The organism is Devosia sp. YIM 151766 (genome assembly GCF_030285925.1).
GTDB lineage: Bacteria > Pseudomonadota > Alphaproteobacteria > Rhizobiales > Devosiaceae > Devosia.
This window is the reverse complement of the sequence record NZ_CP127251.1, coordinates 2,399,502-2,420,614: the sequence shown is the minus strand read 5'-3', so window position 1 is coordinate 2,420,614 and position 21,113 is coordinate 2,399,502. Positions and strand designations below refer to the sequence as shown.

The 21,113-nt window shown below is 62.0% G+C and carries 21 protein-coding genes; 14 read left to right on the top strand and 7 right to left on the bottom strand.

Annotated features, from left to right (window positions below; translation table 11 throughout):
• Positions 1–41: 41 nt before the first annotated feature.
• The 5 genes from O9Z70_RS11890 to O9Z70_RS11870 all read right to left on the bottom strand — a co-directional run bounded on the left by O9Z70_RS11890 (position 42) and on the right by O9Z70_RS11870 (position 2,741).
• Positions 42–590 carry a hypothetical protein gene (locus O9Z70_RS11890; protein ID WP_286019664.1) on the bottom strand — a complete coding sequence of 183 codons (549 nt, stop codon included), beginning with the start codon at positions 588–590 and terminating at the stop codon, positions 42–44.
• The gene (locus O9Z70_RS11885; RefSeq protein ID WP_286019663.1) at positions 590–913 is read right to left on the bottom strand and encodes a hypothetical protein; all 324 of its coding nucleotides are present in this window, start codon (positions 911–913) and stop codon (positions 590–592) included. The genes O9Z70_RS11890 and O9Z70_RS11885 overlap by 1 nt, the downstream gene beginning before the upstream one ends.
• Positions 885–1,289 carry a hypothetical protein gene (locus O9Z70_RS11880; RefSeq protein ID WP_286019662.1) on the bottom strand — a complete coding sequence of 135 codons (405 nt, stop codon included), beginning with the start codon at positions 1,287–1,289 and terminating at the stop codon, positions 885–887. The genes O9Z70_RS11885 and O9Z70_RS11880 overlap by 29 nt, the downstream gene beginning before the upstream one ends.
• 34 nt (positions 1,290–1,323) lie before the next feature.
• The gene (locus O9Z70_RS11875; protein ID WP_286019661.1) at positions 1,324–1,689 is read right to left on the bottom strand and encodes a hypothetical protein; all 366 of its coding nucleotides are present in this window, start codon (positions 1,687–1,689) and stop codon (positions 1,324–1,326) included.
• Positions 1,690–2,045: 356 nt separating this feature from the next.
• Positions 2,046–2,741 carry a GntR family transcriptional regulator gene (locus O9Z70_RS11870; RefSeq protein ID WP_286019660.1) on the bottom strand — a complete coding sequence of 232 codons (696 nt, stop codon included), beginning with the start codon at positions 2,739–2,741 and terminating at the stop codon, positions 2,046–2,048.
• 102 nt (positions 2,742–2,843) lie between these two features.
• Between O9Z70_RS11870 and O9Z70_RS11865 the strand changes: the two genes are divergently transcribed.
• The 7 genes from O9Z70_RS11865 (at position 2,844) to O9Z70_RS11835 (ending at position 9,270) form a co-directional block, all read left to right on the top strand.
• Positions 2,844–4,364: an aldehyde dehydrogenase family protein gene (locus tag O9Z70_RS11865; RefSeq protein ID WP_286019659.1), complete on the top strand. Its 1,521-nt coding sequence runs from the start codon at positions 2,844–2,846 to the stop codon at positions 4,362–4,364.
• 90 nt (positions 4,365–4,454) lie between these two features.
• Positions 4,455–5,426: a sugar ABC transporter substrate-binding protein gene (locus O9Z70_RS11860; RefSeq protein WP_286019658.1), complete on the top strand. Its 972-nt coding sequence runs from the start codon at positions 4,455–4,457 to the stop codon at positions 5,424–5,426.
• A gap of 202 nt (positions 5,427–5,628) precedes the next feature.
• On the top strand, positions 5,629–6,576 hold the full coding sequence (locus tag O9Z70_RS11855; RefSeq protein ID WP_502870200.1) for an ABC transporter permease: 948 nt from the start codon (positions 5,629–5,631) through the stop codon (positions 6,574–6,576).
• Entirely contained in the window at positions 6,576–7,313 is a 738-nt protein-coding gene (locus O9Z70_RS11850; RefSeq protein WP_286022006.1) for an ATP-binding cassette domain-containing protein, read from the top strand. Before O9Z70_RS11855 ends, O9Z70_RS11850 begins: the two co-directional genes overlap by 1 nt.
• 2 nt (positions 7,314–7,315) lie before the next feature.
• A complete protein-coding gene (gene kduI, locus O9Z70_RS11845) occupies positions 7,316–8,146 on the top strand; it encodes a 5-dehydro-4-deoxy-D-glucuronate isomerase (RefSeq protein WP_502870127.1) in 831 nt (276 codons plus the stop codon).
• Between the two features lie 38 nt (positions 8,147–8,184).
• Positions 8,185–8,919, top strand: a complete 735-nt coding sequence (gene kduD, locus O9Z70_RS11840; RefSeq protein WP_502870199.1) for a 2-dehydro-3-deoxy-D-gluconate 5-dehydrogenase KduD — start codon at positions 8,185–8,187, stop codon at positions 8,917–8,919.
• A 9-nt stretch (positions 8,920–8,928) separates the two neighbouring features.
• Positions 8,929–9,270 (top strand): cupin domain-containing protein, encoded by a 342-nt coding sequence (locus O9Z70_RS11835; RefSeq protein ID WP_286019654.1) that lies wholly within the window; start codon positions 8,929–8,931, stop codon positions 9,268–9,270.
• 290 nt (positions 9,271–9,560) lie between these two features.
• On the opposite strand, the gene O9Z70_RS11830 is transcribed toward O9Z70_RS11835, so the two are convergent.
• Both O9Z70_RS11830 and nanR read right to left on the bottom strand, forming a co-directional pair.
• Entirely contained in the window at positions 9,561–10,025 is a 465-nt protein-coding gene (locus O9Z70_RS11830; RefSeq protein ID WP_286019653.1) for an SgcJ/EcaC family oxidoreductase, read from the bottom strand.
• A gap of 16 nt (positions 10,026–10,041) precedes the next feature.
• Positions 10,042–10,773 (bottom strand): transcriptional regulator NanR, encoded by a 732-nt coding sequence (gene nanR / locus O9Z70_RS11825; RefSeq protein WP_286019652.1) that lies wholly within the window; start codon positions 10,771–10,773, stop codon positions 10,042–10,044.
• Between the two features lie 233 nt (positions 10,774–11,006).
• Between nanR and O9Z70_RS11820 the strand changes: the two genes are divergently transcribed.
• The 7 genes from O9Z70_RS11820 (at position 11,007) to O9Z70_RS11790 (ending at position 21,111) form a co-directional block, all read left to right on the top strand.
• Positions 11,007–11,861 (top strand): phosphogluconate dehydrogenase C-terminal domain-containing protein, encoded by an 855-nt coding sequence (locus O9Z70_RS11820; protein WP_286019651.1) that lies wholly within the window; start codon positions 11,007–11,009, stop codon positions 11,859–11,861.
• Between the two features lie 45 nt (positions 11,862–11,906).
• On the top strand, positions 11,907–13,784 hold the full coding sequence (locus O9Z70_RS11815) for a D-apionate lactonase family protein (RefSeq protein WP_286019650.1): 1,878 nt from the start codon (positions 11,907–11,909) through the stop codon (positions 13,782–13,784).
• Between the two features lie 67 nt (positions 13,785–13,851).
• Entirely contained in the window at positions 13,852–15,108 is a 1,257-nt protein-coding gene (locus O9Z70_RS11810) for a ribulose-bisphosphate carboxylase large subunit family protein (RefSeq protein ID WP_286019649.1), read from the top strand.
• Positions 15,105–16,487: a four-carbon acid sugar kinase family protein gene (locus O9Z70_RS11805; RefSeq protein ID WP_286019648.1), complete on the top strand. Its 1,383-nt coding sequence runs from the start codon at positions 15,105–15,107 to the stop codon at positions 16,485–16,487. The genes O9Z70_RS11810 and O9Z70_RS11805 overlap by 4 nt, the downstream gene beginning before the upstream one ends.
• A 108-nt stretch (positions 16,488–16,595) precedes the next feature.
• Complete coding sequence (locus O9Z70_RS11800) at positions 16,596–17,600, top strand: ABC transporter substrate-binding protein (protein ID WP_502870198.1); 1,005 nt, start codon at positions 16,596–16,598, stop codon at positions 17,598–17,600.
• A gap of 74 nt (positions 17,601–17,674) precedes the next feature.
• A complete protein-coding gene (locus O9Z70_RS11795; RefSeq protein WP_286019647.1) occupies positions 17,675–20,134 on the top strand; it encodes an ATP-binding cassette domain-containing protein in 2,460 nt (819 codons plus the stop codon).
• Positions 20,134–21,111 (top strand): ABC transporter permease, encoded by a 978-nt coding sequence (locus tag O9Z70_RS11790; protein WP_286019646.1) that lies wholly within the window; start codon positions 20,134–20,136, stop codon positions 21,109–21,111. Before O9Z70_RS11795 ends, O9Z70_RS11790 begins: the two co-directional genes overlap by 1 nt.
• Positions 21,112–21,113 lie beyond the last annotated feature (2 nt).

Here is a 21,113-nt window from a genome sequence, read left to right as displayed (position 1 = left end):
CGGTAAGGATCCGGCACCTTCATAGACATATATCCATTGCGTCAGTCGTTTTTGTGCAGGGCGCCGAAGGGTACAAAGCCGGAGGGATCGGCGTAGCAAGGGGTGTTGAAATAGCCCACCACAATGCGTTGTGGGCCGGCGTGAAATCCCGAGTCGAGGCTGTAAACGTTCTCCCTGCCTGGCTCTATGGCGGCAATGTTGACGCCGCCATTGTCGAGCCTTCGGTCCCGGGTCAGCGTCCAGCCCTTGTCCTGCCACTGCGCGTATACTTCTTCGAGAACGGCGCCGGCATCGTCATTGGCCGCCACCAGACGCGTGCCGATCCAGATGGTATAAATATCATCGCGCATACTCCCGTCCGGGGCCTGGCATCGATTGGCCCGGACCTCGAATTTTTGGCGCTCAAGCGGCACTGTTTCGAGGAAGCGCTCGATATGATCCGTGAACGCCCTCGCTGCCTCTTGACTATCCCGGTGCGGCGGGTCTGCCATCTGCGCCTCTGCTGGTAATGAACCAAGAAGCGTTGCCGTAATCAGCCCGACCGACCATGCGGCGGCTTTTCGCCCTCGTGGCAGTTCCTTGTCGTTCATTATTGTCCTCCACCGATGTCCTGCTCCATTAAGGCCACATAGCCATCCCGCAGGATGGCGAGCATGTCTCTTTGCTGGTTCACGTCATCGACCAGTTTACCCATGGCATAATTGGTGCGCCGGGAGGTGCAGTCCTCGGCATCCGGCGCCGGTCGCCGCAACTCGGCCGCTCTTTCCTTCACCTCATCCTGCTGCGCTTCGGGAAGGACCGAAAACAGGGCGATCAGAGCGTCGTAATCGATGCGATACCGGCCCGCATGGCAGACGTCAGCGTAGTCCATGTGCTGATGCGTATCATCGAGCGTGAAAACGGAACGGTTCATGAGATCGCATGCTGCCTACAATGTTTCGATTTCCGTCGCTGAGCCCGTTATAGGCAAGCGGTGGCAGGTCGGAATCGGGCGTGAGCCAGTCCAGCGGACGGATGAGGTCCAACGAGGCGGCGAGCTGCAACAGACACAGCACGCCCGCAACAGCCGCAAGGATTTTGCGGGCAGAATCCCGGGGAGCAGAGGGGCGCAGGACCGTAAAGGCGAGCCCCAGCCCGGCAACCGCCAGAACCATGCCGACAAGGTTGATTTGCTCGTCCCTGACCGTTGCGCCGTTTACGGTAACGGTCTGCGAACAGCCCAGAAAAACGAAGAATGGCAATATGCCAAGCAGAACGGCGATCAGCGGCGTTTTGAACCGTAAAAACAATATTGCCTCCTTGTAATATCGTTACCCGGCCAGCTCAGCATTGGCCGATTATTCTCGCGATATCCAACCCGTCCCCGATCCGCTTCCCCTCCACGATGAGGCAGTCGCCTTTGGCATAGGCGGCGATAACGGCTCGGGTGACGGCGGGGTCAGCACTCGTGAAGCGCGGTTCGGGCTGATTTTGGCGGGCTATCGGAAAGCCCCGCTCGTTTTTATCCGCTGAAATGGGGAAGATGCCCTGCCAGGGACACGGCGCCATATAGCACATCACCCCCGTCCGCCCGACACCCCAGAAGGAATGACCGGCATCGATATCGCGCTGGAATTCGGCGGAAAAGGCGGGCGCGGAAAGGCCAGCCAGGATGGCAACAAACAATAGCGGTTTGGCCCGATAGCTCATTTGAGGTCTCCGGATTGTTTCTGCCTGTAAGACGGCAGCGCATTGGAAAACCTTGGCCGCTCCGAAAATTTATGTCCGGGGCGCATCGAATTGCCCGCCACACGTAAGTTGGGATGCATGGATATAGCGGGCAGCTCTGCCGAAACGGCAAGCTATAGGGCAGGTGTGCCGACCGTAACGCTCCGAAGCGCCACAGTAGGAGGCCGCAATCGAGGCTGGTTCACGATGCCGCCGATCGCAATGAAATGGTGGTCAGATTGGCGAAGGCGGAACTCCAGTGATCGTCGGCGAATGCTGATGGCCGGAATATCGACTGTGGCAAGGGAGAAGCGTCGCTTCGGTTGCCCCGGAAATCCTCACTCGAACAAATCCAGGTTTTCCGATTCAATCTGTGGGAGGTCCTCGATGATGCCTTCGAGATGAGCTTTCATGGCGTGCTCGGCGCGATCGGCGTCGCGTGCGTCGATGGCGGCGATGATGGTGTGGTGCTCGGCGATCAGTGCGCCCATGGAATCGGGCTTGCGCAACTGGAGGTTGCAGACCCGGTCGATATGGGCCTTGACGTCGGCGATGACGCTCCAGGCCATGGCGCAACCCGCCCCGCTGGCCAGCGCCATGTGGAACTGCTCGTCCTCGCGCCGGAAGCGGTTGTAATCCTGAGCCTCGCTCGCCGCGGCCTGACGCTTGAGGATCGCGTCGATGGAGGCCCGCACCCAGGGATCAAAGGTGAGGCACGCCCGCCGCACCACCGCGGTCTCGATCGCCTCGCGCACGAAGCGCGCTTCCATCATTTCCCGCGCCGAAATCTTGACCACGTAAGTGCCGCGCTTGGATCGCACTTCGACAAGCTTGGACTTGGCCAGCGCGATCAGCGCCTCGCGCACCGGCTGGCGCGACACCCCGAGCCGGTCGGCGATCTCCTGCTCGGACAGGCGTGTGCCGGGCAGCAATTCGAGACGAATGATGGCCTCGCGCAAATCCCGCTCCACCTGAAACGCCGAGCTGGCGCCGACGTCTCCCAGTTTTTCCAGTCTCAATGATTCGATGTTCATGGGCGCCATTGTATCCGTTGACAACTGGAATGTACTACCATACCCTACCATACAACAGCAAAAATTGCGACCCCGAGGAGGAAGGCGAAACGCCGTTTGCCCATGAGCCAACAATCGAGCTACATCCGCCCCGACCTGGCCGATGCCCGCCTCGCCGCCCCCCGGCGCTACCGGATGGTGGTCGGCGGCAAATCGGTCGACGCGCAATCTGGCAAGCTCATCGAGCGCGAAAGCCCCGGCCATAACGGCAAGATCGTCGGCATCTGGCCCGAGGCTTCCGCCGATGATGTCAAACTCGCCATCGGGGCGGCGCGCGAGGCATTCGATAACGGTCCCTGGCCGCTTATGTCGGGGGCCGAGCGCTCGACGATCATGCTCAGGGTGGCCGATCGGATTGTCGCCCGCGCGGATGAGTTGGCGCTGGCCGAATGCCTCGAAGTCGGCAAGCCCATCACGCAGGCCAAGGGCGAAATCCTCTATTGCGCCGATCTCTGGACCTATGCCGCCGGCCAGGCGCGGGCGCTCGAAGGCCAGAGCCACAACGCTATCGGCGATGATCGCCTCGGCCTGGTCCTGCGCGAGCCCATCGGCGTCGTGGGCATCATCACCCCGTGGAACTTCCCCTTCATCATCGCGTCCGAGCGCGTGCCCTGGGCCATCGGGGTGGGCTGCACCGTGGTGCTCAAGCCGTCCGAACTCACCTCGGGAACCTCGATCATGATGGCCGAGCTGGCGCTGGAGGCGGGCCTGCCCGAAGGGGTGTTCAACGTGGTCACCGGCTATGGCGACCCTGCCGGCCAGACGCTGGCCGAGGACCCGCGCACCGACATGATCGCCTTTACCGGCTCGGTCCGGGTCGGCAGCCATTTGGCCGAAATCGCCGCCAGGCAGGTCAAGCGCGTCGGGCTGGAGCTGGGCGGCAAGGGCCCCCAGATCGTCTTCGCCGACGCCGATCTCGACGCCGCCGCGGATGGCATTGCCTATGGCGTCTATCACAATGCCGGCCAATGCTGCATTTCGGGCAGCCGGCTGCTGGTGCACGAGGATATCCGCGACGATCTTCTGGCCCGCGTCCTCGATATTTCGCGCCGCGTGCCGTTCGGCGACCCGCTCAACGAGCGCACCAAGATCGGCGCCATGATCTCGCGCCAGCATCTGCAAAAGGTCGATGGATATGTCAGGGCCGGCCAGAGCGAGGGGGCCGAAGTGCTGATCGGCGGCGCGGCCGAAAGCGGGGACGGGCTGTTCTTCCAGCCGACGGTTTTTGCCGGCGTTCGGCCCGAGATGAGCATAGCGCGCGAGGAGATTTTCGGCCCGGTGCTTTCGACCATCGGCTTTCGCACGGCGGATGAGGCGGTGGCGCTGGCCAATGACAGCGAATACGGGCTCTCGGCCAGCGTATGGTCGACCAATCTCGAAAACGCCATGCAGACCATCCGCCGGGTGCGGGCGGGGCGGTGCTGGATCAATTCGGTGATCGACGGCACCGCCGAGCTGCCCATCGGCGGCTACAAGAAAAGCGGCGTCGGGCGCGAGCTCGGCCGCTACGGGTTCGACGAATATTCCCAGTTCAAGGGCATCCACGTCACCTTCGGAAAGCCGCCGGTCTGGTTCGGCGGCTGACCGCAAAGCACGCGGAAGAAATCGGCGGCGCGTCGAGAGGGGTCGCGGCCGAAGACGATTGTCTGACACATCCAAGGGAGGAAACCGGAAATGTCATTCAAGGGACTATCCTATGCCGCCGCCGCCGGGCTCATGGGCGCTTCGCTCCTGTGCTCGACCGCCATGGCCCAGAGCGTGGGGCCGGACGAGCAGGTCACCGCGACCATGATCATCTATCTCGATCCCAGCGTTCAGTTTTTCAATCCGGTCGTACAGGGCGCGCGGGACGCGGCCGAGGCGTTCAATGTCAGCCTCGACGTGCAATATGCCAATAACGATCCGGTCCGGCAGACCGACCTGATCGAAAGCGCCACCGCCGCCGGGGTCGACGGCATCGCCGTCGCCATCTCGTCCTCGGACGCGTTCGACGATTCCATCTGCGCGGCGGTCGAACAGGGCATCATCGTCATCGGCTTCAACAATGACGACCTCGAAGGCGCGGACGGCAATTGCCGCCAGGCCTATGTCGGCATGAACGAGGAAGCGTCGGGATACGAGCTCGGGCTGCGCATGATCGATGCGTTCGGCTTGCAGGAAGGCGACGTGGTGTTCAACCCGCGCGAAATCCCCGAAGCCACCTTCGCGGTCGCCCGTGGCGGCGGCATCGAGCGGGCCATGGGCGAACACGGCATCATCGTGGAATCCGTTCGCGCCGGCCTCGATCCTGCCGAAGCCCAGAACATCATGACCCAGTTCCTGATCGCTAATCCGGACGTCAAGGCCGTGTTCGGCACCGGCTCGGTCACCTCGACCGTGGGGGCGGGCGCCATCCGCGATGCGGGGGTCGACGTGCCCTTTGCGGGCTTCGATCTCGCCGTCGAAATCGCCAATGCGGTGGAATCGGGCGAGATGTTCGCCACCATGGACCAACAGCCCTATCTTCAGGGCTATCACCCGATCGCCCAGATCGCCATGGCGGCCCGCTACGGGCTGACCCCGACCGATGTGGATACGGGCCAGGGCGCCTTCCTCGATGCCAGCCGGATCACGGCCATCAAGGACCTGATCGGCTCCTATCGCTAGGCACCATCGTTTCGCTTCCCGAACTCGTCGTCCCCGGCCAAGCCCGAGGACGACGAGCCAGATAATCCGGTGCGACGGATCGGAAACGCTCGAAATGCCCCACCGCAACGAAAACTCCAAGGGAGCCCGCTCCATGACGCCCATCGCCGAAGGCGTTTCTGCCCCACCTCCACGCGGGGCCGGCCATTATGCCCGCCGCTTCCTGGCCAATCCGGCCGGGTCCATTCTTCTGGTGTTCGGCATCATCCAGCTTGCCTGCATCATCTGGGCGCTGCTCCATCCCGACGATTTCCGCTATCTGTCGCCGCAGAACCTCGCCATCCTGATGCGCGCCGTGCCGGTGCTGGGATGCCTCGCGCTCGGAGTCGGCGTCCTGATGATCGCGGGCGAGTTCGATCTTTCAGTCGGCTCGGTCTATGCCCTGACCGCCATCGTCATGGCCGTGCAGGTCGAAGCGGGGATGAGCGCCTTTCTCGCCGCGCCGCTGGCCATCCTGATCGGCGTCGCCATCGGGGTGCTCAATGGACTGATCACGCTGCGGTTTCACCTGCCCTCCTTCATCGTCACGCTGGGCGGCCTGTTGTTCTGGCGCGGGGCGGTGCTGCTCTATAATGGTGCGGTGCAGGTGCGGTTCGACCCCGAGCCGCTCTTTTCCGATATCTTCGCGGGCACTTTGTTCGGCTTCAACGCCGCTTTCCTGTGGTTCGTCGCGCTCAGCATCGGGTTTTACGCGCTGCTGCACCATCACCGCTTCGGCAACCACGTCTTCGCCACCGGCGGCAACCGCGCAGCGGCCACCGCCATCGGCATCAATACGGGGCGGGTCAAGATCATCGCCTTCGCCATTGCCGGCGGCATGGCGGCGGCGGCGGGCATTCTCGCCACCTCCCGCGTCGGTTCGGTCCAGCCGGGCCAGGGCACGGGGCTCGAACTCCAGGCCATCGCCGCCTGCGTCATCGGCGGCCTGTCGCTGCGCGGCGGGCGTGGCTCGATCATCGGGGTGTTCCTGGGCGTATTGCTGATCCATACCATCACCAACGTGCTGCTGCTGCTGCGCGCGCCGGGCTTCTATCTCGAAATGTTCATCGCCGTCCTCATCGTGGGCGCGGCCATCCTCAACCAGCTCATCGAACGGCGGGGGACGGCATGATGGCGAACACACCCATTCTCGAACTTCACTCCATCACCAAGCGGTTCGGCGGCCTCGTGGCGCTCAACGAACTGAGCTTCCATATCGGGGAAGGCGAGGTCATCGGGCTTCTGGGCGACAATGGCGCGGGCAAATCGACCACCGTCAACCTGATCTCGGGCATCCACCGTCCCAGTTCGGGTCATCTGTCGGTCGACGGCAAGCAGACGCTGTTCACCTGCCGCACCGATTCCGCCGAAGCGGGCATCGAGACGATTTACCAGAACACCGCTCTGGTCGACGACCTCTCGATCACCCGCAACATCTTCATGGGCCGCGAGCGCACCAACGCCCTTGGCTTCCTCAGGGAAGGCGAGATGCGCGAGATCGCCATGGAGGTGCTGAAATCGGCCGTCCACATTTCGGGCATCGACAGCCCCGACAAACTGGTCGGCGATCTGTCCGGCGGGCAGAAACAGGCCGTGGCCATCGCCCGCGCCGTCTTCTTCAAGCGCCGCGTGCTGCTGCTGGACGAGCCGACCTCGGCCCTTTCGGTGCGCGAAACCGAGGCGCTGCTGGGACAGGTTCTCAAGCTCAAGGCCGAGAACGTTTCGAGCGTTCTGGTCACTCACAACATCTATCACGCCTATCAGGTCTGCGACCGCTTCGTGATCATGAGCCATGGCACGAAGGTTTTCGACGTCCTCAAGGCTGATACCGACATTGCACAATTGACAGAGTATGTGGTTCTGACATGACGATGAATTTTACCTCACGCCACGCCGTCGATCCGGTCACCGCCGCCGGCATGGACACGCGCGCCCTGCGCGAAAATTTCCTGATCGACGAGCTGTTCGCGCCCGGCGCAATCTCGCTCACCTATACCCATTACGACCGCATGATCGTCGGCGGCGCCGCGCCCACTGACCGGGCCCTGCCGCTCGAAACCATCAAGCCCACCGGCACCGAGAATTTTCTCGACCGGCGTGAGCTGATCGCCGTCAATATCGGCGGTGCGGGCATTGTCAGCGTCGATGGCACCGCCTATCCCCTCGGCGCGCGCGACATGATCTATGTCGGTCGCGGCGCAAAGACCGTCGCCTTCGCTTCGGACGATCCGGCCGCCCCGGCCAAGTTCTACCTCGTCAGCGCCCCGGCCCATGCCGACCATCCTACGCGCCATATCCGCATCGGCGACGCCAACCGCCTCGATCTTGGCGCGTCCGATACCTGCAACGAGCGCTCGATCTTCCAGTTCACCCATTCGGTCGAGACCTGCCAGCTTGTCGTCGGCATGACCACGCTGGCCTCCGGCTCGATCTGGAACACCATGCCCGCCCATATCCATTCGCGCCGCATGGAGGCCTATCTCTATTTCGACCTCGATCCCGACCAGCGCGTCATCCATCTGATGGGCGAGCCCGCCGAGACCCGCCATCTGGTTCTCGCCAACGAACAGGCCGTGCTTTCGCCCCCCTGGTCGATCCATGCGGGAGCCGGTACCGCCAATTATACCTTCATCTGGGCCATGGCCGGCGACAATGTCGATTATACCGACGTCGAACCGGTCCAGCCCGGGGACCTGTTGTGATCGACCTTTCGGCATTTTCCCTTGAAGGGAAAACCATCATGGTCACCGGCGCCAATACCGGCATCGGACAGGGCATCGCGCTGGCCGTGGTGCGCGCCGGAGGGCGCGTTCTGGCGGCCGGACGGTCCAATATGGACGACACGTCGCGCCAGGCTGCCGCCCTATCCCACATGGAAGCGCCGATCACGCCCATATTCGCCGATCTCGACCCGCTTATGCCGCCACATGCCATGCTGGACGCGGCCTGGGACGCCCATGGCCCCATCCACGGCCTGGTCAACAATGCCGGCATCATCCGCCGTGCCGATGCCCTCGATTTCACCGAAGAGGACTGGGACGACGTCATGGGCGTCAATCTGAAAGCGGCGTTTTTCCTCTGCCAGGCCTTCGCGCGTCGCGTGGTGCAAACCCCCGGTGCAACAGGGAAAATCGTCAACATCGCCTCAATGCTGAGCTTTCAGGGCGGTATCCGCGTCGCCTCCTATACCGCGTCCAAATCCGGTATTATGGGTTTGACCAGACTTCTGGCCTGCGAATGGGCCCAAAAAGGCATAAACGTCAACGCCATAGCCCCGGGTTATATCGAAACCAACAACACCGAAGCCCTCCGCAACGACCCGGATCGAAACACCCAGATTCTGGGGCGCATCCCCGCCGGCCGCTGGGGCGAACCGTCCGACATTGGCGACGCCGCGGTCTTCCTTCTGGCCTCCGCATCCAATTATATGCATGGCGCCACCATCCCCGTCGACGGCGGCTGGTTGGCGCGATAGGGAACCCAAATGACTGATATCAAATTATTTTCTCAATACGACGAAACCCCCTGGACAATTGCGCCCGACGGCAATCAGCGGCGGGTTCTGCTACACACGCCCCAATTGATGCTGGTGGAATTCGGCTTCGAAAAAGGCGCTATCGGCGCCCTGCATTCTCATCCCCACGTTCAGGCCAGCTTCATCGCCGAGGGCCGCTTTGAAGTCACGATCGATGGGACGAGCCAAATCCTTGAACAAGGTGGGACTTTCATTGTCCCTTCCGGCCTCGTGCATGGCGTCAAAGCCTTGGAAAAAGGTCACCTCGTCGACAGCTTCACCCCGGCACGTGAGGATTTCATCACCGATTGATAAGTGGCCCCGACCGATCCGCGAAAGGCCTTTCGTCACAAAGAGAGCGGACACGCCAGGTAGGGAGGCCACTTGCCCAGAGCGGTTCTGGCTTTGACGGAATCGGCGTCTCACCCCGCTCGTCACCCTCGCGCTTGACGCGAGGGTTCTTTGTTTGCGGATCTGTCGCAAGAGCCCTCGCGTCAAGCGCGAGGGTGACGACCGGGAAAGATACGTCTCCACGCCATAGGCGATAGCCTTGCGAGGAAGAGGACACGAATGCCACCGCTTCCATGAAAAGCTGAAACGCCCTAGCGCCGGTAGCTGACCGATCGGAACGTTCCGTCCGAACCCGCGATGTTCGTTTCCATATGCGGAATGATATCGGTGTTGTGCGCCGATGCACAACTCCAGCGATCCGCGGCCCGATGCACGACGAAGGACAGGATGGTGTGGCGCGGGGCAGGTGCAGAAATCCCTGACGCGGATGCTTGTCCCTCGAGACGGAGCTTGGCATGCACGACCGCAATGCTGGGCGACAGGGTCTTCACCTTCATTCGGACGAGGCGCAATGTCGATTGGCCGAAGATGTGCGCGAAGCCATAGGCATGCGCCTTTCTTATCTCGTCGCGATTGTGCCACCATAGTCCCGTGACGTTGACGAACTCGGCGTCCTCATCGAAAAGCGAGGCCAGCTTTTCGGCATCCCGTCGGGCCCAGGCCTCGACAAAGACCTTGGCGATACTTTCCGGTTCGTCGAGCGGGCTGTAGCTCATGGCCTTCCCATAATCTTCAGTGTCCAACCTTCTGATTATTCGCAACGCTATAGAGCGCGTTTGCGCGGTTGAGGTGGTCGCTCATCTGTTGGGCGGCGCGCTCCGCGTCTCCGCTCTCGATAGCGTCGAGAATGGCGGTGTGCTCGAGAATGGTGAGGTCTTCATGGCCCGGACTGCGCACCAGATGCGCATGAAATTTCGCAAGCCAGGAGAAAAGCGCTTCGCTCAGAGCGGCGAAGATCGGATTGCCGCTGATCCGGGCAATTTCGAAGTGAAAATGCCCGTCCAGCTCCATAAATTCCGGAGCCGAATGGGCAACGTTCTTTTGCTTGTCCACCAGCCGCCGCATTTCATCGATCTGCAATTGCGTGCGGCTGCGAGAGGCAATGCGTGCCATTTCCATCTCAAAAGTCAGTCTTGCCTGCTTGAGGTGATCCAAGCTGCTTTCCGAGTGAGACAGCACGTGGTGCATGGTCTGACCCATCTGCAGGATCGCCTGCTCCAGTGAGGGCTGGGCGACCTTTGGCCGTTCGCCATGCCGGATTTCGATCAGCCCCATCCGTTGCAAATTCTGCATCGCCTCGCGGATTGCCGGCCGTCCTACCTGATAGAGCGCCATGAGCTCGCGTTCGGACGGGAGAGGGTCCCCAGGGGCAACATCGCCATTCTGGATCTGAGCCAGCAGCCGCTCTTCAATCTGATGAGAAAGCTTGCGGCGGATAATGGGCTCCGGCGGCCTGATAGTCATTCGATCTGTTCCTTTGGGGCCGTCAGCAAGGCGTTCCACAACACAACACTGCTTGCCCTTGCGGCCCCCGCAAATTTGGTTACGCCATTATACCAGTTTGATTTTCCCTGCAAACAACGGCCGAGGCTTGTCGCGGCACTATAACTGGTATAATGACCGTACCACAATGTGTCGAACTCGTCGTTGGGCATCGTAAAGAACGTGCGGCATTTGCCGGAATTGGGAGTGAAAAAATGACGAAAATCGCGCTGTTGGGCGCCGGTGGTAAGATGGGCGTCCGGCTGTCGAAAAACCTGCAGGGCTCGCGATTTGATGTCGCCCATGTCGAGGTGTCGCCCGAAGGGCAGGCGCGTCTGCTTGACGAGGTGGGGGTGGCCTGTGTCGATCGCAGTGCGGCGCTGGCCGGCGCCGAGGTCGTCGTCCTGGCTGTTCCCGACCGGCTCATCGGCAAGATCCTGCATCAATTCATCGATGAGGTCGAAACCGGCACGGTGATCGTGATGCTCGATGCCGCCGCTCCGCATGCCGGCGAACTGCCCGAGCGTGAGGATGTGAGCTATTTCATCACCCATCCGTGCCATCCGCCGCTGTTCAATGACGAAACGGATTTGGCGGCCAAAAAGGACTATTTCGGCGGCGTCGCGGCCAAGCAGCACATCGTCTGTGCTTTGATGCAGGGGCCGGAGGAGCATTATGCGCTCGGCGAGGAGGTGGCGCGGACCATCTATAAGCCGGTCATGCGGGCGCATCGCTGTACGGTCGAGGCGATTGCCATCCTCGAGCCGGCGCTTTCCGAAACCATTGGCGCCACCCTGTCGCTTGCCCTTCGCGAGGCGACCGACGAGGCCGTGCGCCGTGGCGTGCCGAAGGAAGCTGCCCGCGACTTCATGCTGGGGCATCTCAATATCGAGCTCAGCATCGCTTTTGAGGAATTTCCGGAAGGCAAGTTTTCCGACGGCGCCTTGCAGGCCATCGCCGCTGCCCGCCCGGTGATCTTCAAGGAGAACTGGCTGGATGCCATTTTCGCGCCGGAGGCCGTATTGGCTTCGGTGAAGGAAATCTGCAATCCGCCCGGCGCGGATTCCTGAGGGAATCGGGCGCTGCCGAAAGGTGCGCCGGGGGAGGCGATCCGGGTGACTGTGGACAACGTTCTGGACATTTATGGCACGATGCAGCCCCCGGCGGAGCTGCGTCGTCTCAATGTTGGCAGGCTTGAGCTCTGCTTGGGGGAGGGCGCTGTTCGCGGCCTCTTCTGGGATGGCGTGGAGGTTTTACGGGGCGTCGACTACCCCGTTCGGGACAGCAATTGGGGAACCTTTTCCGCCCAGACCCTGGACGAGGAACTGCAGCAGACGAACGCGGCCTTCACCTATCGCCGCCGGTTTCGCACCGGAGACGGTAAGCTGGAGGGCACTTTCTCCCTGGTTTGCTCCGGCGAGGGAGCAGTCTGTCTCGTCTTCGATCTCGATGTGCTTGACGCGATCGAAATCAACCGCGCTGGCTTCGTCATCCTGCACCCCGTTACCGGCTTCGCCGGCGCGCCGATACGCGTCGGGCACACCGATGGCCGGGTTGAGGACAGCGCCTTTCCCGATCCGATTTCAGCCGGCCAGCCATTGTTCGATATTGCGTCCATTTCTCAGTCGATCAACGGCGTATCCGCCAGGATCGACTTTGCGGGCGAGGTGTTTGAAATGGAGGATCAGCGAAACTGGTCCGACGCCTCGTACAAGACCTATTGCCGCCCGCTGTCGTGGCAGCGCCCCTATATCCTCGCGCCAGGCTCCCATATTCGCCAATCCATCGACATCACCATCGGAGGCGAGGGCGTCGTCCAGGCCGGCGCCGCTTCGGCAGCCCTTGCTCTCGGCTCCTCGACCTATCGGCCGGTTCCCGAAATCGCTCTTGCCCTGGAAGATGGGTGGCAAGGCACTTCGTCGGCATTGGAAGCTTTTGCCGACCTGCCGGCGCTCCTCCGCCTCGATCTCACCGACCGGCGATGGCCTGAGGCGCTGCATGCTCTTCTCAAATCCATCTCATCCTCGGACCTGGATCTGGAAGTTGTCCTGCCGGACGGCGCCGATGACGCTGGACAATGTCTGCGGCGATTGCACGATTATATGGACGATGCGTCTCGCATCCCACGATGTCTTGTCGCCCTGCCTGCCGCCTATCTCAAAAGCTATCAGCCGGACGGCGCCTGGCCGACAAGCCTGTCTCCAGTTGACGCTGCTTCTATGGCCCGCGGCATTTTCAGGAAGTCCCTGATCGGGGGCGGTGTTCTGACCAATTTCACCGAGCTCAACCGGTATCCGGCCGCCGCCTCTGCGGGCGATTTCGTGACCCATAATACTACGGCCATCGTCCACGCCGCAGACGATCGCTCGGTGATGCAAAGCCTGGAGGCCTTGCCTCACATTTTTGCAAGCGCCGAGAAACTGGCGGCAGGGCGGCCATATCGTCTCGGCCTGGTGTCCATCGGCATGCGTTCCAACCCCTATGGCGAAGATGTCGCGGACAATCCGGAACGCATTCGTTGTCCCATGGCGATGCATGACCCGCGCCAGCAAGGTTTGTTCGCTGCCGCTTTCATGGTCGGCGCCGTTGCGGCCACTCAGGCCAGCGGCGTTGAATCTCTGGCTTTGGCAGCGCCATCGGGTCCCTTCGGTCTGGTGGAGGGGCAGCGCATTTTTCCCGCCTATCATGCCTTTTTGGGGCTCAGCCGTCTCGCTGGGCTCGACCGGCGCGCTGTGGAAGCGCCGGACTGGTGCGCCGCCGTGGCCGCGCGATCGGGTGACACGGAGAGCGTCATCCTGGCCAATCTGACGCCGGACCCGCAACGCATCTTCTTGCCGCGAACCGCGCGCTATGTGGTCCTCGATCGGGCGCAAAATGCTGCCCAATGGCTGAATGAGAGCCCTCGGCAATCCGGCACCGCCATCGCTCTTGGCCCCTATGCCGTGGCTTTTGCCAGTAGCGGAACCGGCGACTTGTTCCGGAATAAATCATGAGCGTCCGGCCACCTGCCTATTGTCCAGCCCAGCCGTTCCCTAACTTTCATGCGGAAGGATCGTCCTCGTGAGTGATCGCATCATTGCTCATTATCTGATCGAAACGGCCATCGATGTCCGCAAGGCAGCCGAAATCATGGCTGGCGAGCAATCGTCGGGCACTTTCGTTGCCGTCCCGGGCGAAACGCCCGAACTCACCGCGCGCGCGGGCGCCCAGATCGTGGCGTTGGAAATGCTCGATACCGTCGAGCACCCTTCCTTGCCGGGCGCCAAGCCGGCTGCCGCCGGCGGCCGCTATCAACGCGCCCGCGTGACCCTGTCCTGGCCGTTGGCGAATATGGGCCCGTCCTTGCCTAACCTGATCGCCACAATTGCCGGCAATCTTTTCGAGTTGCAGCAATTCTCCGGTCTTCGCCTGCTCGACATCGAGCTGCCCGCCGCGTTTTTTTCGGCATATCAGGGGCCGCAATTCGGCGTCGCTGGTACGCGGGCGCTGACTGGCATCGACGCTGGCCCGCTGATTGGCACCATCGTCAAACCTAGCGTCGGCTTCGGACCCGCGGAAACCGCAGCGCTGGTGAAAGTGCTGTGTGACGGCGGCATCGACTTCATCAAGGACGATGAATTGCAGGCGAACGGCCCTCATTGCCCGTTTGAGGAGCGCGTGGATGCCGTCATGGCCGTCATCGACGCCCATGCCGACCGCACCGGCAAGAAGGTCATGTTCGCGTTCAATGTGACCGGTGACCTCGATGAGATGAAACGTCATCACGACCTCGTCCTCGAAAAGGGCGGCACCTGCGTCATGGCCAGTCTCAATTCGGTGGGTCTGGTGGGGATGATCGAACTTCGCCGACATGCACAATTGCCCATCCACGCCCATCGCAACGGTTGGGGCTACCTGTCGCGCCATCCGCTTCTGGGTTGGTCCTATGTCGCTTGGCAAAAAATCTGGCGTCTGGCCGGCGCCGACCACATGCATGTCAACGGTCTGCGCAATAAGTTCTCAGAGGATGATGCAAGCGTTACTGCTTCCGCTCGCGCCTGTCTTACGCCGATGTCGGAGCAATCGCCCTGCATCGCGATGCCGGTCTTTTCCTCTGGCCAGACGGTAAGCCAGCCACCCGACACCTATGCGGCGCTGGGTTCTCTCGATCTAATCTATGCCGCCGGCGGCGGCGTGGTGGCGCATCCCGATGGCATCAGCCAGGGGGTCCAGAGTCTCCGCGAAAGCTGGCAGGCTACTGTCGCCGGCGTTCCCCTGGCAAGCTATGCCAAAGACCATCCCGCTCTGGCGCGCGCTTTGGAAAGATTGAGCAGATGACCATTCCTGGCAATGGTCGCCTCATCTCCTGGTATGGCGACGATTATACGGGTTCCGCGGCAGTTCTCGAAGTTCTCGCCTTTGGCGGGGTGGAATCAGTGCTGTTTCTCGATGTGCCGAGTGCAGAGCAATTGGCGGCATTCCCGAATGTGCGTGCCATCGGCATTGCCGGCGTGGCGCGGTCCTGCTCGCCGACCTGGATGGACGAGCATCTGCCCCGGGTTTTCGGGGCCCTTGCGATGCTCGAAACGCCCCTGGTTCATTACAAAATCTGCTCGACGCTGGATTCCTCTCCGGAGATCGGCTCGATCGGACGAGCGGCCGATATAGCCTTGCCTATTTTGAACAGCACCTGGTCCCCGATGCTCGTCGCAGCCCCTCCGATCGGCCGCTATCAGGCATTTGGGCATCTTTTCGCCAGTTCGAATGACGGGATCACGCGCCTCGATCGCCACCCGGTCATGAGCCGGCATCCGGTGACCCCCATGAAGGAGAGCGATGTTGCGCGTCACATCGCGGCCCAGACGACGCTGAAGACCGGCTGTGTCGACCTGTTGGGTCTGCGTGCAAGGGATAGAGGTTTCGCTGCTCTCGAAACTATCCGCGCCCAGGGGGCCCAGCTCATAACGCTCGATACGATCGATCATGCCGACCTCGTGGCCGCGGGGCAGTTGATTTGGGAATGCCGGTCCGAAGCGCCGCTGGTTCTGGGCTCACAAGGGGTGGAATACGCCCTCATCGCCTATTGGAACGCCATTTCCGCCTTGTCCGAACGGCCAATGCCGCCGGGAGCCGGAACTGTCGCCCAGATCGCAGCCGTTTCCGGCTCGGTGTCCGCAATTACTGCTGAGCAGATCGAGTGGGCGCGCAATAACGGATTTGGCCTGGTCGCTTTCGACGCCGCCTCTATCGCCAATCCGGCGGATCTGGATATTGCTGTCGAGAGCGCGGTCAGCGAAGCCAAAGCCGTGCTGTCGACGGGGCAGAGCGTCCTCGTACACAGCGCCCGAGGCCCCGACGATCCCGCCGTCGCAGCCTTCCGCGCAGCCATCGGCGCCTCCACACTCGATTTGGCGGAGGCCAATTCGATAATTGGCATCGCGCTGGGGCAGGTCCTGAAACGGCTGCTGGCACAAGCCAGCATTTCAAGAGCCGTGGTTTCCGGGGGCGACACCTCCGGCCATGCCACGCAGCAATTGGGGGTTCACGCGCTGACGGCGCTGGCGCCCACTATTCCGGGGGCGGCGCTTTGCGTTGCTCATGGATCCCTAAATCGTCCGCTGCAACTGGCGCTCAAGGGCGGCCAGATGGGGACGCCCGACTATTTCGGTTGGATCAGATCCGGCGGTGGCGCTGCCTATAAGGACGGCCGGAGCTAGCCATGTTCCGTCAACTGGTATAATGACATGAACTTTAAGAACTGGTCTTATTCAGGACCTGTTTCGATAGGAGGAGGAGTGAACATGAAAAAAATACTCGCACACGCGATGGTTGGCAGCGCCCTTGGTACTTTGGCGTTTATTGCCACCCCGGCCTTCGCGTCGCCGGAAGCGCCGGTCATTGCCCTGGCCAATTCGTTCTACGGCAATACCTGGCGCCATCAGATGGTGGAGGCCTTTGAAGAGGCCGCCGAGGAAGCCAAGGCGGCGGGCCAGATTGCCGATTACATCGTGCTCAATGGCGACGGCAGCGTCGTTCAGCAGAACAGCCAGATGGCCGAGCTGATCCTCAAAAATGTCGACGTCATCGCTATCAATGCGGCGTCCGAAACCGCGGTAAATGGCATGATCGAGCGCGCCTGTGCCGCCGGTATCATTGTCATCAGCTTTGACTCGGTAGCCTCCGCTCCCTGCAACTATCAGTTGAATTTCGATTTCCTCGGCTACAAGGCCGAGCAGGCCGAAGCCGTCATGCAAATGATCGGCGGCAAAGGCGATGTGATTGTGGTTCGCGGCGTTGCCGGGTCGGCGCCGGATGAGGCCATGTACACCGCCCAGCAATCGGTGCTTGAACAATATCCGGACGTGAATGTTGTCGCTACAGTTTATGGTCAGGCAACGGCATCGGTCGCACAATCGGCCATCGCCAACGTCCTGCCAAGCCTGCCGCGTGTCGACGCGGTTCTGGGGCAGGGCGGCAGCGATGACGTCGGTATCGCCCAGGCATTTCTACAATATGGCGGTGAATATGAAGGCGCCATGCCGATTATCGAAGGCGGCGGCGGCACTGACTTCGTTCGTTGGTGGGCGGAAGCCAATGAAGAATACGGCTATGAGACGATTTCAATGAACACGACCCCGGGCATTGGCGGCGCTGCGTTCTGGCTCGGCCTCTCGCTGCTTCAGGGTGCCGAGGCGCCCCAACAAATGCTGATGCCGGTAGCCACGGTCACCAACGAGAATCTGGCGGATTATGCTGATGTCCCTCCGGGCCGGATCATCAGCCCCTCCTATTCGCTGGAATGGGTGCAGACCAATCTGCTGTCGGAATAGCCCTCGCCCGAACGCCAGGCATCTCCGGAGGCCCAACGGGGCCTCCGGTAATATTTCCAACTGAAGGTTGCTACATGCCCGCTGCGGTTGCCCCTGCACCATTGACCGATATTCCCTCGGTCCATCGCGCTCCAGATTTTCTTGTTCTCAAGGATATCACCAAGAGCTATGGGCCCACCTTGGCGAATGCCAAGATCGATCTCACCGTGGCGCGGGGCGAAGTGGTGGGGCTGGTCGGCGGCAACGGCGCCGGCAAATCGACGCTCATGCGCATTCTCTGCGGCGCGACGCCACCGACACTGGGCGAGATTGCGATTGCCGGGGAGCGTATCCCGTTTGCCGGCTACAATGCAGCCGTCGCCCAAAGGCACGGAATCCGCATGGTGCATCAGGAATTGTCCCTTTGCACCAATCTTTCTGTTGTCGAAAATTTCTTCATCGAAGCGCCGGCAGGGAGCAATGCGGCACCCGGTTGGCGCCGCCGCTATCGCGACCGGGCGCAATCGGCGCTGGACGATGTCTTCCCCGAGCACCGCATCGATGTGAGCGCCGCCATTTCTCGGCTGAATATCGGCGAACGCCAGATGGTGGAAATCGCGCGGGCTTGCGCCACGCCCGGCGTACAATTGATCATTCTGGATGAGCCGACCTCGTCGCTTGGTCCCGAGCGGTCCAGCCAGTTGCGCACCTATATTACCCGCCGCGCCGCCGAAGGCATGTCGTTCATTTTCATCAGTCACAAGCTCAACGAGATCATCGCGGTGGCCAGCAGCATAGCGCTGCTCCGCAATGGCCAGCTTGTCTGGCGCGGAGACGCGGTGGAAGCCTCCGCCGAGCAATTGGTCACCCTCATGGGGGGCTCCCAAGACATTGCGCAGGTCGACCGCAACCTCCCCCTCGCCGCCAGCGGCGAGGCCCTGATCACGATCGATCCGAGCTGGCGTACCGACAATGGCGGCGTCATCGAGCTTCGCCGGGGCGAAACCATCGGCCTTGCCGGGCTTGAGGGGAGCGGCCAGGCCGAACTTCTCCATGCCATTTTCCAGGGCAATCGGCCCGGCGTGAAGAGGCACGCGGACGCCAATTTCGTGACTGGCGACCGCAAGAAGGAAGGCATTTTCCCGTTATGGGATGTCCTTTCCAACATTTCCATCGGCCGCTTGTCCAAGCGCCAAGGGCTCTCCTGGATATCGGCGAGCGCCGAGCAATCCGCCGCGGTGGAGGCTGCATCAAGATTGCGCCTCGATCCGGAACGGATGATCTCGGGAATTACCGAGCTGAGCGGCGGCAACCAGCAAAAGGCGCTCGTCGCGCGCTCGCTGGTGAACGACGCTCCCATCATCCTGCTGGACGATCCGATGCGCGGCGTCGATATCGCCACCAAGCAGGATTTCTACAAACTGGTTGATGACATCGTTCCAACCGGCCGCATCATGGTCTGGCACACCACTGAAGACCGGGAGCTTTTGACAGCAGATCGCGTGCTGGTCTTGTCTCGCGGGAAGATCGTGCGCGAACTCGTCGGCGACGAGATTACCGAAGCGTCCATCGTCGAGGCCTCGTTCACCAGCGAAACGGCCGGGCAAGCCGCGATCGAGCGTCCGGCGTTTGACTGGCGCCGCCTCTTCGTTACCGCCATGCCCTATATCAGCCTGGCCATCGTCTTCGCGCTCATGGTCCGGTCGAACCCCATGGTCGCGACGTCTTTCGGTCTCGATCTGTTGCTCATGCCTGCAGTGGCCTTGGCGCTGGTGGCAATCGCACAGATGTTCATCGTTGGCGGCAGCGAGATTGACCTCGGGGCAGGGGCCTTTGCCGGTCTCGTCAGCGTTCTCAGCGCCACCCTGCTCTTTGAGCAGCCGCTTCTTGGGGCCGGCTGCATTGCGCTGGCGGTGCTGGGATATGCCGGCATGGGCGCGATCATCCAGACCCGAAAGATACCGGCCATCGTCGTCACCCTCGGGGCGTCCTTCATATGGCTGGGCATCGGGCTGTCCATCCAGCCGACGCCCGGCGGCAGCAGCCCGGCCTGGCTTGCCGCCATCGTCAATTGGTCGCTGGGCGGCATTCCCACCGCCATTATCCTGCTGGTATCCGTCGCAGCCATGGCGCTTTTCATCGATCGTACCCCGCTGGGCGTCGTGCTGCGCGGCTTCGGCAACAATCCCGCTGCCATGACCACCAGCGGCTGGTCGGCGCTTCGCTTTGGCGTCATCCGCTATCTCATCGGAGGCCTGTTCGCCGGTGCCGCCGGCATGGTGCTGACCGCCATCAATACCGCCAGCGACATCAATTCGGGGAGTTCATATACCCTGCTCAGCGTCGCGGCGGTGGTCATGGGCGGATGCGCCCTTTTCGGCGGCATCATCTCGCCGCTCGGCGTGGTGGTCGGCGCGGTAACCCTATCCTTGATCGGTGCTCTGCTCGGCATCCTGAATGTGTCCAGCGATTTCAACGCCGCCACCCAGGGCGGGGTTCTCCTCGCCATTCTGGCGCTGCGCAGCCTCGCCAGCCAGGATACGGAGGAAAACTGATGGACACCCTGCGTTATTTCACGAGAACCAACCGCTGGGTCTGGTCCGCAATAGCGGTGGTGCTGCTCTGGCTGGTGCTGGCCCTGGTGACCGGCCGCTGGAGCCTGGCCAGCCTCTCCGGCATAACCCTGTCGGCCTCGTTTCTGGCGCTGGCCGGGCTGGGCCAGATGATGGTGGTCACCACGGGCAAGGGCAATATCGATCTTTCGGTCGCGACGGTCATGACCCTCAGCGCCTATATGGGCATGCTGATCATCCGCGGCTCCGACGAGATGCTGTTTGTCGGGCTATTGGCCACGCTTGGCCTGGGCATTGCCGTGGGCCTCGTCAATGCCCTGCTGGTGATCGCGGTCCGCATCCCCGCTATCATTGCCACGCTGGCATCCGGCTATATTCTGGCGACGGCTACCCTTCTGGCCAATCGTTCGCTGCAGGGGGCCACGGTAAGCCCGCTCCTCAGGCAGTTTGCCAGCGGCCGGCTCATGGGCATCCCCAATATGGCCCTGGTCGCCATGGCTCTGGCGATCTGCCTTGCCATCATTTTGCGCAAGACCGCCTATGGGCAGCAATTGTCGGCCGTCGGGCAGAACCGTAGCGCGGCAGCTCTTGCCGGCATCAAGGTCAATCGGGTGGTTGCGACGGCCTTTGTCGTCTCATCCGTTTTGGCGGCGTTCAACGGCCTGTTGCTCGGGGCCTATGTCGGCGGCGCCTTCCTGGAAATGGGACAGCCTTACCTTTTGCAATCGGTGGCGGTGGTGGTCATCGGCGGCACCCTGATCTTCGGCGGTTCGGCGACGGCTGCCGGCACCCTGTTTGCCTCTGTGCTGCTGGTTCTGGTGGTCACGCTGATGCAAATCATGGGCCTGCCCCGCGGTACGCAGGACATGATACAGGGCGCCGTGGTCATTTTGGTCCTGGCCATGGCCGTGCAGGGGGGCGCGTTCTCCAGACCTAAAGCCAAGGCCAAGACGGCTTGAAG